The organism is Streptomyces sp. NPDC045846, from assembly GCF_056431605.1.
Genome location: NZ_JBWKKJ010000021.1, coordinates 19256 through 33446 on the forward strand (window position 1 = coordinate 19256; position 14191 = coordinate 33446).

Sequence of the window (14191 nt, forward strand, 5' to 3'; positions counted from 1 at the left end):
CTGGTGTCCTTCGAGTCGCTTCCGCACCGCCCGCACCCCGGGCAGGCGCCCCAGCAGGCCGGGCCGGGTCTCACGGCCCAGCCCGTTCCGGCGTGCGCGGACGAGCCCCGGTTCGACGCGGTCCCGCCGGACCGGGCGAAGTGGCGCTACCGCCCGCGCCGCGACTTCTGGCGTTCCAAGGCGGTCCGCGCGGGCGCGCTGATCACCCTGCTCGCGCTGTGCGGCCTGGTCATCTTCGCTCTCGTACGGGACCAGACCGGCACCGAGGGCTTCCTGGTGGGGCTCGGGCTCGCGGTGCTTCCGGTGCCGCTGCTCGGCGCCGCGTTCCGCTGGCTGGACCGGGTCGATCCCGGCCCGTGGCGCAACCTCCTGTTCGCCCTGTCGTGGGGCGCCTGCGCCGCCGCCCTGGTCGCGATCATCGCCAACTCGTTCGCGACGCGCTGGATAGCCACGGCCACCGCCGACCCGTCCTCCGCCGACCATCTGGGCGCCAGCGTCATAGCGCCCATCGTCGAGGAGAGCGCGAAGGCGGTGGCCGTCCTGCTGCTGTTCCTCTTCCGCAGACGCGACTTCAAGGGGATCGTCGACGGCGTCGTCTTCGCCGGTTTCACCGCCACCGGCTTCGCCTTCACCGAGAACATCCTGTACCTGGGCAACGCCTTCGGAGAGGACCAGGCCAGCCACAGCGGGGGCCTCGCCTCGACCACGGCGGCGACGTTCTTCGTACGGGTCGTCATGTCGCCGTTCGCGCACCCCCTGTTCACCGTGCTGACCGGCATCGGCTTCGGCATGGCCGCGCTCGCGCCGCCCGGCAGGCGGCTGCGCCGGGTCGCCTTCCCGCTGCTGGGCCTGGTGTGCGCGATGGGCATGCACGCCCTGTGGAACAGTTCGACGCTGTTCGGGGTGTACGGCTTCTACATCGTGTACGGGGCCTTCATGGTGCCGGTGTTCGGGCTGCTGACCTGGCTCGCGATCTGGAGCCGCCAGCGCGAGCTGCGGACGATCGCCGCCGAGCTGCCCGCGTACGCCGCGGCCGGCTGGCTCGGTCCCGCCGAGCCGCTCGCGCTGTCCTCGATGCGGGCCCGCGCCACAGCCCGCGACTTCGCGCACCACCGCTTCGGCGGGAAGCCCGCGGCACGGGCGGTCGCCGAGTACGAGGCGTTCGCGACCGCGCTCGCCTTCCTGCGCCACCGCGCCTACCGCAGCGCGGGAGCCACCGGCCCTGGGCCCGACTTCGCGGCCCGCGAGCAGGAGCTGCTCCACCATCTGTGGGAGCGCAAGCCGGTCGCAGCCCCGGCGCTGCTGTACGCGGCGGGCGCGACGGGCCGGATCTGGCTGCCCCCACAGCCGGGCCCCCCGCACCCCTACACCCAGCACGTGCAGTACACGCCCTACGCTCCGCATCCCCCCTACAACCAACCAGCCCCGGCCCACCACAACCCGTACTTGCACTGACCCCAGACCAAAACGGGCCAAGGGGCGCGGGGAACTGCGCGAGCAAGCGGTCACGGCCCGCAGACGAAAGAGGGGTTCAGGGGCGCGGGGAACTGCGCGAGCAACCACCCACGCCGGACGGACGACAGCGCATCAAGGGGCGCGAGGAACTGCGCGAAACGGGCCACCCCGCAGGGCCACCTCAGGGATTGAGGCCCTTCGACTGAAGCCAGGCCATGGGATCGATACCCGTACCGGACGGCGTGTGCACCTCCAGGTGCAGATGCGGCCCGGTCACATTCCCCGTCGCACCGACGCGCCCGATGACATCCCCCGCCGCCACCTGCTGCCCCACCGACACCGCGAGGGACGACTGGTGGCAGTACCAGAGCTCGCTGCCGTCGTCGAGCGCGATGACCGTGCGGTAGCCGTACGCCCCCGCCCAGCCCGCCGACTTGATCGTCCCGGAGTGGATCGCCTTGAGCGGCGTACCCGTCGGGGCCGCGAAGTCGAGGCCGGTGTGGTGGCCGGAGGACCACATCGAGCCGGCCTCGCCGAACGTGGAGGTGAGCGTGTACGAGCCCACCGGCAGCGAGTAGCTCGCGGCCAGCTTGGCGAGCCGCTCCTCCTCCGCCTTCTTCGCCGCGGCCTCCTCGGCCGCCTTCTTGTCGGCCGCGGCCTGGGCGGTGGCCGCGTCCTGCTTGGCCTTGGCCTCGGCGGCCGCCTTCTCGGCGGCGGCCTTCTGCGCGGCCGCCTTCGCCTCGGCCGCCGCACCGGCCTTCTGCTGCTCGGCCTGCTGGAGGATGCGGGCGCGCAGCGCCTCACCGGCGTCGGTGGCGCCCTGTTCGGCCTCGGCGGTGGACAGGCCGGCCATGGTGAGCGGCGCGGCGGCGATCTTCTGGTCGGCCCGGGCCGCGGCGGTCTTCGGGGCGTCCGCGCCGTGCGCGACGAGTTCGCCGACGCCGGGCAGCGACCCGAGGTCGGGCAGGTTGTCCTTGACGGAGTCGGGCAGGGATATGGAGACCGGCGGCTTGGTCTGCGCGGTGGCCATGCCGCCCGCGCCGACCGCGGCTATGACGCCGACGCCGAGGACGGTGGAGCTGCGGGCGAGGCCGCCGCGCTGCTTGGCCACCCGGTGGCGGCCGCGTACCGGGCGGACGGACTCCTCGGTCGGGTCCCACTCCTCCCAGCTCTCGGTCTCGCCGGGTACGTCCCCGTACAGCGAATGCGGAGGCATGGGGGTGTCGAGGGCAGGCTCGTTGGACGCCACGAAGGCGCGCTCCTTTCCTTCCTTCTCGCCTACCGGGTTAGCTGACGGGTTCGGAGCAGGAAGGTCTCCTACGAGCGCCCGGGAAGGCGCCCGATTCACCCCAAGTTGGTGGTTCCCCGGTTCCCTTGCGGAATTCGGCGCAGGCGCGCGGCGCCGCCTTGGCGGCGGCTGGGACGACCGCGCTGCGTTATCGAACGTTAATAGACAGCAGGGGTGGTTTCCAAGCCGTTCCCACTGATCGTTAACGGTCCTGGCCTGGACTTACCGCACCATAGCCGGGCCAAGCCGGGCGAGTTGACGGCTCCTCGGGGTCACGCGCGTCACACTCCATTTCTGACGGTGTGTCAATTGTTATGCGCAGCGACACCCTTCGGGCACGCACCGTGAGCGCCTCATTTCACGATCCTGACGGTGCGCCGCCGCTCGGGCTGCCCCTCGCTCGGCCGGGTCACCGCGAGCAGCGCCATGTCGTCGCTCGCGCCGCCGCCCGTGTACCGGCGCACGTCGTCGACGAGCGCGTCCAGGACCTCCTCCGGGCCGGGGAAGATCGCCCCGCGCAGCCGGGTGCCCGGGTCGTAGAAGACTCCCTCGGCGTCCCGCGCCTCGGACAGGCCGTCGGTGTAGAGGAGCAGCGTCGACCCGGCGGGAAAGGGGTGCGGATCGGACCGGTCCGGCCACACCCCGAGGTCCGCCATGCCGAGCGGCAGCGCGGGCTCGCTCGGCACGAGGGTGTCGAGGGAGCCGTCCGCGTGCAGCAGGAACGGCTCGGGGTGCCCCCGGTTCACCAGACGTACGGTGCCGTCGCCGCGCGGGATCTCGGCGAGCAGCGCGGTGGTGAACCCCTCGACCGCGTCGAGCCGGTCGCGGCGGGTGCCCTCGCGGGCCAGCGCCCGCTCCAGGCGCTGGGTCACCGCCTCCAGGGACGACTCGTGCTCGGCGGCCTCGCGGAAGGCGCCGATCACCACGGCGACGGCCTCCACCGCCTGGAGGCCCTTGCCGCGTACGTCACCGACGATGAGCCGCACCCCGTACGGGGTGTCCTGCACGGCGAACAGGTCACCGCCGATGAAGGCGTCCGCCTGCGCCGCCTCGTACCGCGCGGCCACGTGGAGGCCGCCGATCCGGGCCGCGGGCGTGGGCAGGACGGCGCGCTGCGCTGTCTCGGCGATGACGCGGGCCGAGGCGAGCTGCTCGTCGCTGCGGCGCAGGATGCGGTTGATGACGAGGGCCAGGGCACCCACCGTCAGCACGGTGAACAGCTCGCTGGCGCCTTCACCCAGGTTGGGAAGATCGTGTATGAACCAGAGCGCCACCACCGCGAGCATCGAGCCCAGGCCGATGGCGGCGGTGGCGCGGGCCGAGTGGAACGGGGCGGCGATCACGGGGGCGCCGGCGAACAGCGCGGCGAACGTCAGGTCGGGCGGGGTCGAGGCGTCGGAGACGAAGCCGACGACGATGAGCAGTACGGGTAGCGCCCGTACCAGGCGCCCGTCGCCCTCCGCTGCCTGCCGCACCCGTCCAGCCTGGCGCCTTCCGGCCGCCCCGGCGACTCGGCGCGCCCAAGCGGGTGCCGGTCAGTGGCGGCGGCAGCGGTGCGGGCCCGGGCGTCCCCGGGCGCAGCTCCCTGGGGTGTGGCGGTGGTTCGCGCCCCGATCGGGCACGCACGGCAGCTCGACCCAGCCGCCGCGGTTCAGTCGGCAGCCGTGCGCGGGGGCCGCGGTCCCGGCGGCCGGCACCCGGGCGACCGGGGCGGGCCCGGCCGTCTTCTCACAGCCGCTCAGGACGAGCGCGCAGACGACGAGCAGCAGCACGGCAGGCACCTTCCGCCGTGTCCTTCGCTGTCCCGACCGCGTCGCCGCTCTCCCGTGCTCACTCATGGCGAGCGCGAGACTACTCCGCGCACGTGCTCCCGGTGGCGGCCGGACCGTCGGTGAGGTGCCGCTCGGCGTACACCGTCAGGGCGTCCCGGACGAATTCCGCCGTCCCCTCGCCGTGCTTGTCGTAGTTGACGCCGAAGCGCGGGTCCTCGACGTACATCCGGCCGAGGCCGATGACGTACGACCTGCCCGCGGGCGCGGTGGCGGACAGCCAGGCGACGTGGCGCCGCGCGATGTCCTGGGCCACGTCGCCGTCGGCGGCGTGGGCGGCCGCGTGGGCGGCTCCCCAGTCCCGGGCGATGTCCTCGTGCTCCTTGAGGAACCCCTTCTTCTGCTCCTCGGTGAGCGAGCGCCACCAGCGGTCGCTCTTGCGGTAGGCCTCCCGGCCCCAGCGCCGGGTCACCTCCTCCTCGTACCGCGTGTGGTCGAAGCCGTCGAACACTTCCTCGGCCATGAGCTCTTCTCCCTTCTCGGTCTTGTGCAGGGTGGTCCGCACGGACGCGATCTGCCGCGCGATGCGCTCGCGCTCCTGTTCCAGGAGGCGCAGATGGGTGCGCAGGGCGGCGCTCGGATCGCGTTCGCCCTCCAGGACCTCGCCGATCACCGGCAGCGACAGGCCCAGCTCCCGCAGGAGCAGGATCCGCTGGAGGCGGACCAGGGCCGCCTGGTCGTAGTAGCGGTAACCGTTGCTTCCGATCCGGCTCGGGGCGAGCAGGCCGAGGTCTCCGTAGTGCCGGAGGGTGCGGCTCGTCGTCCCGGCCTTCTTGGCGATCTCCTGGATCGACCACTCCTTGCTGTTCACATCGACCACGCTAGAACTTGACGTTGCGTAAAGGTCAAGCGTCGTCGGGCGGCACCGGGAAACGCGAAGAGGCCCGGCACTCGAAAGTGCCGGGCCTCTTCGTTCAGTAGCGGGGACAGGATTTGAACCTGCGACCTCTGGGTTATGAGCCCAGCGAGCTACCGAGCTGCTCCACCCCGCGTCGGTAAACACAACTGTACGCCATTCGGAGAGGTGCTCCGCACCATTTACCGTTCCGCCCCCGCGTCGGCGGGAGCCATGCGCCCACCCGCCGGTCGGCGCCACCGGACGCGCCGCACCGTCGGGGGCCGAACACGCTTGAGGGGCCCGGCAGTTGGCGCTTCGCGCCGGTGCCGGGCCCCTCGGGGCGTGCGGGGTGACCGGGTCAGACGGACGAGCCGCGACGGCGGCGCGCGCCGAGCCAGGTGACCGCTCCGCCGAGGGCGACCAGGGCGGCGGCGACACCGGCGTACAGGCCGGTGCGGGAGTCCGTGCCGGTGTGGGCGAGGCTGCCGGTGGCCGGGGCGGTGGTCAGGTTGGCGTTGGCCGCGGCGGCCGGGGCGGCGGCGACGGACGCGGCGGACGCGGAGGCGGGCTTCGCGGACGGCGTTCCGGTGGGCTTGGCGGACGGCTTCCCGGCGGGCGCGGTCCCCTCGCTCTTCGGGCCGAGCGGGAACTGCACCTGGGCGTCGCCGAACGGGTAGTCGTTGTCGGAGGACAGCGCCACCCGGACCTCGGCCGTGATCGGGGTGGCCTTCTTGATCTGGGTGTGGACGCCCAGCGTGATCCGCAGCGGCAGGGTGCGCACGCCGGAGGCGGCGCCGAAGCCCTTCGCGATCGTGGGCAGGGTGACGCTGTTGTCGCCCTCCACCTTCAGGTCCTGCCAGCGGCCGTCGATCAGGCCCTGCACGAAGAAGGCCGGGTTCTTGACCTGCGGGTCGGCGTACGAGAGGTAGAGGCGGCTGGTGAGCGCGCTGTTGAAGACGCCGTCGCCGGTGGCCCGGTAGTTCAGGTCGAGGAACTGGCGCTCGTGCGGGCCGTCCATGGTGGAGCCGGGCTTCTTCGCGAACCAGGTCTTCAGGGAGCCCGCCTTGATCTGCGGGTCCGCCTTGAAGGTGTGGGAGGCCTGGTGGTTTTGCGCCACCTCGCCGTTGAGGCTGGTGGCCGTGAGCTTGAAGTCGCCGTCGTTGGTCGGGTAGTCGGCGCCGAGGCCGACGGTGACCTTCCAGGTCAGCTTGCCGTTGGCCGGAACGTCGAAGCCGTCGCCCATGCCCTTGCCGGCGGGGTAGAACATGCCCTGCCAGCCGCCGTCCTGGTGCCCGACGAAGTACTTGGTGGCGGGCGCGTCCTCCGCGTCGACCTTGAACACCACGTCGTTCGTCCGCAGCGGGCTCGCGCCGGTCACGTCGCCGAGCATCCACGGGTGGAACGCCTGCGTCGTCTGCGTGGGGTTGCGCACCGTCAGCTCGAACGTCTCGGTCGCCCCGCCCCGGGTCAGCGGGCCGTTCGGCGCCGGGGTCCCCATCTCCATCACCAGCGGGCGCCGCGCGTCCTCGGACGGCGCGGCCTGCGCCGACATCGGCATCAGGACGGTGCCGGCGACGGCGGCGACGACAACGGCGGTGGCCGCGGGGCGGAAGAGGCGGTGGGCGATGCGAGCGGACATGGTGGACTCCCCCCAAGGAATCACAAGGGCTCTCTGCGCGGCGGCAGTCGGCGAAGAGGAACGAGAAGGTTCAGCGGGCGCACGGCCGACCGCGGCAGAGCGCCGGGCCGACGGATGTGCTGGGTGGTGCGAAGGTGTCGCCGCTTCGCCGGTCCTGCATCCCCCCGGCCGCTGCGATGTGCTCATCCTCTGTCAGAACCTGACCCTGAACGATCTCCACTCTGTCACCGCTGGGCAACAGCGGTTCCGGCCCCCGAAACGGCGCTCGGGCCCTGGTCAGCCGGTGGTCGGCGCGAGGCTCCGGGCCAGGTCGAGCCAGCGGGCGAGGGTGCGGGCGGCCGCGCCGGAGTCGATCGCGTGCCGGGCCTCGTCGAGGGCCTCGCCGAACGCGTCGCGCAGCTCGCGCTCCTCCAGTCCCCGGTACGCGGCCAGCGCTCCCGCGGCGTTGGCCAGCACGGCGTCGCGCACCGGCCCCTCTTCGCCGTTCATGACGCGGTGCACGGCACGCGCGTTGTAGGCCGCGTCACCGCCGCGCAGCGCGTCCGGCGGGCAGCGCGGAAGCCCGAAGTCGGCCGTGTCCAGACGCTCCTGGCGCACCCGCTTGCCCGCCGCGATCCACACGTCGGTGGGCGCCGCCGTGGTGATCTCGTCGAGCCCGTCACCGCCGCACACCACCAGCGCGCAGGCCCCGCGCGCCGCGAGGACGTCCGCGAGGACCGGGGCGAGCGCCGTGTTGGAACAGCCGACGACGGCGGTGGCCGGGCGGGCCGGATTGGTCAGCGGGGCAAGGTAGTTGATGACCGTCGGCACGCCGAGTGACTTCCTGACCGGCCCGGCGTGACGCAGCCCGTGGTGGAAGCGGGGCGCGAAGGTGAAGGCGATGCCGTTCTCGCGGACGCAGCGCGCCACGGCGTCCGGGGTCAGGTTCAGCGGCAGCCCGAGCGCCTCCAGCACGTCGGCGGCCCCAGCCTTGCTGGACACGGACCGCCCGCCGTGCTTGACCACCGGCACCCCGGCCCCGGCGACGACAACGGCCGCCATGGTGGACACGTTCACGGTGTGCGTGCCGTCGCCGCCGGTTCCGACGATGTCCACGACCGCGGACCCGTCCACGTCCAGCGGAACGACCCGCTCCATCAACGCGTCGAGCAGCCCGTGAACCTCCTCGGCACACTCGCCCTTGGCCCGCAGCGCCACCAGGAACCCGGCGAGCTGCGCCGGTTCGGCCCCGTCGTCCATCACCTGGCGCATGGCCCAGCGGGTGTCGTCGGCGCCGAGGTCCTCGCCCCTGAGGAGTGCGGCCAGCAGGCGCCGCCAGGAGCGGTCGGAATCGGTCACGGGGCTCCCTCGGATGCGGGCCCGGCCGCGGCGAGGAGGCCGAGCGTGTTCCCGCACCCTACCGACCACCGCAGCGAGGAAGCCTCCCCTATCGTGCGCCCATGACCGCCCCGTCCCAGCACCCGCTCCTCTTCCTCGACGTCGACGGCCCACTCATCCCGTTCGGCGGCCCGGACGGACACGCGACCTACGGAACGCCGGGCCCCGAGACCGCCAACCCCCTCCTGAACAGGCTGAATCCGAAGTACGGGCCCCGCCTGGCCGCGCTCTCCCGCTCCTGCGACCTCGTGTGGGCCACCACATGGATGGCCGACGCGAACGAGTGCGTCGCACCCCGGCTCGGCCTCCCCGAGCTGCCGGTCCTCGACTGGCCCGAACCGTCGGACGGGGACGAAGGGGCCGAACGGGCGGGCCTGCACTGGAAGACCCGCGCCGTGCTCGCCCACGCGGCCGGGCGCCCGTTCATCTGGATCGACGACGAGATCACGGAGATCGACCGCACCTGGGTGTCCGCCCACACCGGGGCCCGAACCCTGCTCCACCGCGTCGACCCCCGCCGGGGCCTCACCGACGCGGACTTCACGACGATCGAGGAGTGGCTGCGCGGCACAGGGTGAGGCGCGGACACGGTGATCGCCCCCGCCCGGCGGGGCCACGTCGGTACGCGCCCGGGCCGCGACGGGCCGAAACGGCTTCGGCCCGACCGGAGTCATCCGGTCGGGCCGAGGAATCACCAGGTCAGAAGAGGCGTCTCCGCCGCGCCGACCGGTAGGCCATGTCGGACTCGAACCGACAACCAACGGATTAAAAGTCCGCTGCTCTGCCAATTGAGCTAATGGCCCTTGGCGAGTCACCCCCGAGCATAGCCCGACGCCGCCCGGCAGCCGATCGGGTATCGGCTGTCGGGGCCGTCGCGGGTCGGGGGCAGGGGTCGTCCCGCCGCTCGCGGGGTGGACACAGCGGGTCGAATCCCCCGGGCGCGGCGCTACTCCCGCGGCCGGGCCGAGTCCGTGGGCCGCAGGAACCAGTGCCGGGCGGACGCCAGCCACCACACCGTCGCGAAGCCCAGGACGGCGAGGACCGCGATCGGGGCGTAGTTGAAGGTCTCCCACGTCACCGGGGACACCTGCGGCAGCATGAACAGGACTGTGATGACCGCCACCCAGGCAACCGCCACGACGCCGATCGGGCGCGACCAGCGGCCCAGGTGCCAGGGGCCCCGGGCGAAGGAGTCCCCGCGGAACAGGCGCAGCAGGGTCGGGATCACGTACGCGATGTAGAGGCCGATCACCGCGATCGAGGTCACGGCCGCGTACGCCGTCACGTTGATCAGGTAGGGCAGGCCCAGGACAAGGGCCGCTCCCGCCGCGAGCCACACCGCCGCGACCGGCGTGCGGGTACGGGGGCTCACCGTGTGCCAGAGCCGCGAGAAGGGCAGCGCGCCGTCGCGTGAAAAGGCGTAGATCATGCGGGAGTTGGCGGTCACCGAGGCCATTCCGCAGAACAGCTGGGCGCCGATCACCACGAGCAGGAGCAGCTTGCCGCCGGCCTCGCCGAGGGAGTCCAGGAGGATCTGGGCGGGCGGCGCGCCGGTGTCCGAGTTCAGCTGGGTGTCGTACGAACCGATCGCGTACGTGAAGCCGAGGAGGAGGACGAAGCCCGCTATCCAGGACGTCCAGATGGAGCGGACGATGCCGCGCGGGCCCGCCGTGGAGGCGTCGTGGGTCTCCTCCGTCATGTGCGCGGAGGCGTCGTACCCGGTGAAGGTGTACTGCGCCATCAGCAGGCCGATCAGGACCACGTACGCGCTGTTCGTGAAGCCGGTCTCGTTCACGAAGCGGGTGAAGACGAACGAGGTGGACTGGTGCTTACCGGGGACGAGGGCCAGCGCGGCCACGATCGCCACCACGCCAAGGACGTGCCACCACACGCTCACGCTGTTGAGGAACGCGACGATGCGCACCCCGAAGGTGTTCAGGAGGCCGTGGAGCAGCAGGATCGCCGCGAACAGCAGGATCGTACGGGCCGCGGTGACCTCGAAGCCGAACTGGAGGTTCAGGTACGCCCCGAGGAAGGACGCCGCGCCGAAGTCGACGCCCGCCGTCACCGCGATCTGGCCCAGCACGTTGAACCAGCCCGTGAACCACGCCCACGCCGCGGCCTGGCGGGGCGGGGCGAGGCGGTGGGCCCAGAAGTAGAGGCCGGCCGAGGTGGGATAGGCCGAGCAGATCTCGGCCATCGCGAGCCCGACGACCAGCGTCATCAGGCCGACCACGACCCAGCCCCACGTGATGAGCGCCGGGCCGCCGGTCTTCATGCCGTACGCGTACATCGTCAGGCAGCCGGAGAGCACCGAGATGATCGTGAACGAGACGGCGTAGTTGGAGAAGGCCGACATGCGGCGGGCCAGGACCTGCTTGTAGCCCAACTGGGCCAGGCGTTCCTCGTCCGACCCCGGGGCCCCCTCGGGGGCGCCCTCGCTGGTGGTGCCGACGTCACTTGTCATGCCCCCGGTGATGCCCGCACCGGGGTCCTGACATGCCATCAGCCGGACCAAGGAATGACCAGATCCGATCGCCTACCCGCCCAACGTGGCCGCTAATAGAGCGACTTGTACATGTTCCAGCCCCCGCCGAGCAGCTTCCGCTCGCCGAAGGCACCGTTGCCCGCGCCCGGGTAGAGCCAGAGCGTGCCGTTCTGCTCGCGGGCCAGCAGGTCGGGCCTGCCGTCGCCGTCCAGGTCGCCCGCGCCCACCAGGGCGTCGAAGCCGCCCCAGCCGGCGCCGAGCCGGATCCGGTCGCCGAAGCCGCCCGTGCCGTTGCCGGGGTACGTCCACAGGACACCGGCCGCGTCCCGGGCCAGCAGGTCGCCCCTGCCGTCGCCGGTCAGGTCGCCCGCGCCGACGACCAGGAGCCCGCCCCAGCCCCAGCCCGCCTTGACCGGGTCCTTGAAGCCCAGGGTGCCGTTGTCGGAGTAGACGTACAGGTCACCGCCCGGCGTGCGGGCCACCAGGTCGGCGCGGCCGTCGCCGTCCACGTCGCCGGGCGAGACCAGGGTGTCGTACGCGTCCCAGCCCTTGCCCAGGCCGCGGTACGCGGTCGAGGGCCTCAGCGGGGCCCCGCACTCGGGGGTGTACGCCCGCAGCTCGCCGCTCGCCATCCGCACCAGGACGTCGTTGCACCGGTCGCCGTTCACGTCCCGGTACGGGATCGCCGCGGTCAGCGCGTTCGCCCCGGTCCAGCCCTCGCCCTGGGCCTGCGCCTCGCCGGCGACACCGGGTCCGGTCCGCAGGTCGAAGCGGCCGGACGGAGTCAGCGCGAGGAGGTCGGCGCGGCCGTCGGGGCCGCCCGCGCCGACGAAGTCCCGCGCGACGGGAGCGCCGCCGGTCAGGCCGACCGTTCCGGTCCTGGTGAGGGCCGGGCCCTGTCCGTCGGCCGGGGTCACGGTCAGGGTCCAGGTGTAGGCGCCGTTGGGGGCGTACTGCCCACCGTCGGCCTTCCCGTCCCACTCGGGCAGCACCAGGCCGCGCGTCTCACCGCCGGTCAGGGTGCGGACGGTCGCGCCCGCGCCGTTCCTGAGGGCGAGCTGCCAGGAGGCGGCGGGCTTGCTGAGCCACCAACGGGGCCGCCAGGAGCTGGAGTTGAGCTCCACGCGGGCGGGTGTCTCCGTGTCGAGCGCGCTCAGCGGCGAGGTGGGGACGCCGCTCGGGACGACGTGGACGGTGTCCTCGGCGTCCGCGTACGCGACCGGCCCGCCGAACCGGTCCACGGCCCAGCCCTTGCCCGGCTCGGACCGCTTGGGCGTGCCCAGCGCGCGGGTGCCCGAGGCGCCCCGCACATCGGTGACGCTCAGCACGCCGCCCTGCTGCCACGCCACGTACCCGTCGCCGAGCCGGGCGCTCTGGTGCGCGGGCAGCGCGACGTTCCGCCTGGCGGCGGTGTCGTACACCCCGGAGCTCGAACTCCCGCACTCCCACAGGAGGTTGGTGCCGTTGGCCTGGAGCGAGGTGAGGTCGCAGTCGCTCACCTTGGCGGTGGCGAGGGTCTTCCCGGTGCGCACGTCGACGGCCTCGGCGGAGCCGGTGCCGGTCTCCAGCCAGAGGGTGGAGCCGTTCAGGGCGTAGGCCTGCTGGCCCACCACCGTGTCGGCCTTGCCGGTGTAGACCGGCTGCCATGTGTCCAGGTCGAAGACCTCGACTCGCGAGGGCAGCCCCGCGACCCGGGCGACTCCGTACCTTCCGGAGGCCTCGAAGGGCGAGCCGGGCTGCTGGTAAGTGGCCACCGGACTGGACGTCGTACGGGGCAGCGACTCACCCTCGCCGAGGGCACTGAGGCCGTCGCCGTTGATCCCCTGGAAGGCGAGTCTGCCGTCGCCTGTGGACTGGATGTCCGCGCACCAGAGCGTGTCGCAGTCGCGGAAGAGGTTGGTACTGGCGCCCCGGTCCACCCGCTCGCCTGCCTTCAGCGGTCCGCCGACAGTGAGGTCGATGCCGCGCAGCCCCGTATCGTTCCAGGGCTTCTGCTCGACCGTGCTCAGCCTTCCCTGCCCGAGGGAGATTCCGGTGACAGCGGTACGGATCTGCGGGGCCGCGCCCGTCTTCGTCACGGTGAGCGCGCCGTCGGCGCTCTGCCGCACCGATACCACCTCGGAACCGGCGCCGTCGTCGGCGGCCCGCGCGATCAGCATGCTCCCGTCGGGCGTGAACGCCGCATTCCACCCCGCCTTGTCGAGCACGAGCTGTTCGGCGCCGCCGGTCAACGGCACCGCGAAGATGCCCTGGTTGCCCGGCCCGACGTACCTGGCCAGGAGCAGTCTGTCCCCCACCACGCCCACCAGCCGCGCACCCGTACGGTTGACCGTCACCTCGGCGACCGGCTTCGACAGATCGGCGGCACTCCACACCCGGACGCGTGGGGTCGTGCCCCACCACGAGGCGAACCGGTCACCGTTCATGGGCGTGCTGCTGGAGAACGGCACCGCGGTCGTCCGCGCCTGGCCGGACCTGTCGACCCAGAGCATGGTCCGCTTCTCACCGCTCGGCGTCGACGGGTCTCGCATCGACGTGTAGATGAGCACGCCGTCCCTGTTCTGCGCGCCTCCCGTCTGCAGGACGTTGGTACCGTCGGGCACACCGGTCACGGCGCGGTCCTGGACCTCGGCGCCGTCCCAGGTCAGCACGTGCAGGCCCACGGCGCCCGCATACGTCAGAACGGAGTCGCCGAACGCGGCGGCGAACGACTGCCCCGGGCTGAGCGTGAGGGTCCGTTCCGAGCCGTCCTTCATGTTGCGCTGGACGACCGTGTGCGCACCGGGTCCCCAGAAGACGACGGTGTCCCCGCCCGTCGGCTCTGCTACCCGCAGCCCCTCCGGGACGGGCACCGGCGTGACGGATCCGTCGGCGTAAGAGGTCCAGTTGTAGCCGTCACCCGCCTGACCCCACAGGTAGCCCGTCGCCCCGCCGCCGACCAGGAGGCCCGCGTTCGGGTCGGGCTGGTGCACCGCCGGAATCGTCACCTCCCCCGGAGCGGAGTCCGCGTACGCCGCTCCCCCCGTCAGCGGCACCAAGCCCGTCGCCATCCCGACGACGGCCGCGGACACCGCGACCGCACCCCGCATCCGCATGTGCTGTCTCAATTCCGGTTCCTCCCCAGCGGCCCCGACGGGCCCCGCCCTCAGTGGCGCACGGGGAAGCGCGGCACGCCGACGCGTGTCGTGCTCAGTGTGAAGCCCAAGCCCCCCGGCCCTGCCCCCCGTGCGAAGTGTGCGCCGACCCTAACAGCAGGCCCACAGGAATCTCCCAGGAC

10 protein-coding genes, 2 tRNA genes and 1 riboswitch are annotated in these 14191 nt (G+C 72.6%); of the genes, 2 read left to right on the forward strand and 10 right to left on the reverse strand.

Annotated features, from left to right (window positions below; translation table 11 throughout):
- Window positions 1-3 precede the first annotated feature (3 nt).
- Window positions 4-1455, forward strand: coding sequence for a PrsW family intramembrane metalloprotease (locus AC07F3_RS37585; protein WP_479119304.1), 1452 nt, complete (start codon window positions 4-6; stop codon window positions 1453-1455).
- A 181-nt stretch (window positions 1456-1636) separates the two neighbouring features.
- Here the strand turns inward: AC07F3_RS37585 and AC07F3_RS37590 are convergent, their stop codons facing one another.
- The 7 genes from AC07F3_RS37590 to trpD form a co-directional block, all read right to left on the reverse strand.
- Window positions 1637-2704, reverse strand: a complete 1068-nt coding sequence (locus tag AC07F3_RS37590; RefSeq protein WP_479119306.1) for a M23 family metallopeptidase — start codon at window positions 2702-2704, stop codon at window positions 1637-1639.
- 11 nt (window positions 2705-2715) lie between these two features.
- Window positions 2716-2854, reverse strand: a riboswitch (cyclic di-AMP (ydaO/yuaA leader).
- A 242-nt stretch (window positions 2855-3096) separates the two neighbouring features.
- On the reverse strand, window positions 3097-4218 hold the full coding sequence (locus AC07F3_RS37595; protein ID WP_479119307.1) for a PP2C family protein-serine/threonine phosphatase: 1122 nt from the start codon (window positions 4216-4218) through the stop codon (window positions 3097-3099).
- Window positions 4219-4278: 60 nt separating this feature from the next.
- Window positions 4279-4524, reverse strand: a complete 246-nt coding sequence (locus AC07F3_RS37600) for a hypothetical protein (protein ID WP_479119309.1) — start codon at window positions 4522-4524, stop codon at window positions 4279-4281.
- A gap of 70 nt (window positions 4525-4594) precedes the next feature.
- Entirely contained in the window at window positions 4595-5383 is a 789-nt protein-coding gene (locus AC07F3_RS37605) for a MerR family transcriptional regulator (RefSeq protein WP_479119311.1), read from the reverse strand.
- A 107-nt stretch (window positions 5384-5490) separates the two neighbouring features.
- A tRNA-Met gene (locus AC07F3_RS37610) sits at window positions 5491-5564 on the reverse strand.
- A gap of 204 nt (window positions 5565-5768) precedes the next feature.
- Window positions 5769-7049 (reverse strand): hypothetical protein, encoded by a 1281-nt coding sequence (locus AC07F3_RS37615; RefSeq protein WP_479119313.1) that lies wholly within the window; start codon window positions 7047-7049, stop codon window positions 5769-5771.
- Between the two features lie 276 nt (window positions 7050-7325).
- Entirely contained in the window at window positions 7326-8387 is a 1062-nt protein-coding gene (gene trpD, locus AC07F3_RS37620; RefSeq protein ID WP_479119315.1) for an anthranilate phosphoribosyltransferase, read from the reverse strand.
- 101 nt (window positions 8388-8488) lie between these two features.
- Here trpD and AC07F3_RS37625 point away from each other — a divergent pair, with 101 nt between their 5' ends.
- A complete protein-coding gene (locus AC07F3_RS37625) occupies window positions 8489-9004 on the forward strand; it encodes an HAD domain-containing protein (RefSeq protein ID WP_479119316.1) in 516 nt (171 codons plus the stop codon).
- Between the two features lie 152 nt (window positions 9005-9156).
- On the opposite strand, the gene AC07F3_RS37630 is transcribed toward AC07F3_RS37625, so the two are convergent.
- The 3 genes from AC07F3_RS37630 to AC07F3_RS37640 all read right to left on the reverse strand — a co-directional run bounded on the left by AC07F3_RS37630 (window position 9157) and on the right by AC07F3_RS37640 (window position 14021).
- Window positions 9157-9229, reverse strand: a tRNA-Lys gene (locus AC07F3_RS37630).
- Between the two features lie 143 nt (window positions 9230-9372).
- Window positions 9373-10893, reverse strand: a complete 1521-nt coding sequence (locus AC07F3_RS37635; RefSeq protein WP_479119317.1) for an amino acid permease — start codon at window positions 10891-10893, stop codon at window positions 9373-9375.
- 92 nt (window positions 10894-10985) lie between these two features.
- Window positions 10986-14021: an FG-GAP-like repeat-containing protein gene (locus AC07F3_RS37640; protein WP_479119319.1), complete on the reverse strand. Its 3036-nt coding sequence runs from the start codon at window positions 14019-14021 to the stop codon at window positions 10986-10988.
- Between the last annotated feature and the right edge of the window lie 170 nt (window positions 14022-14191).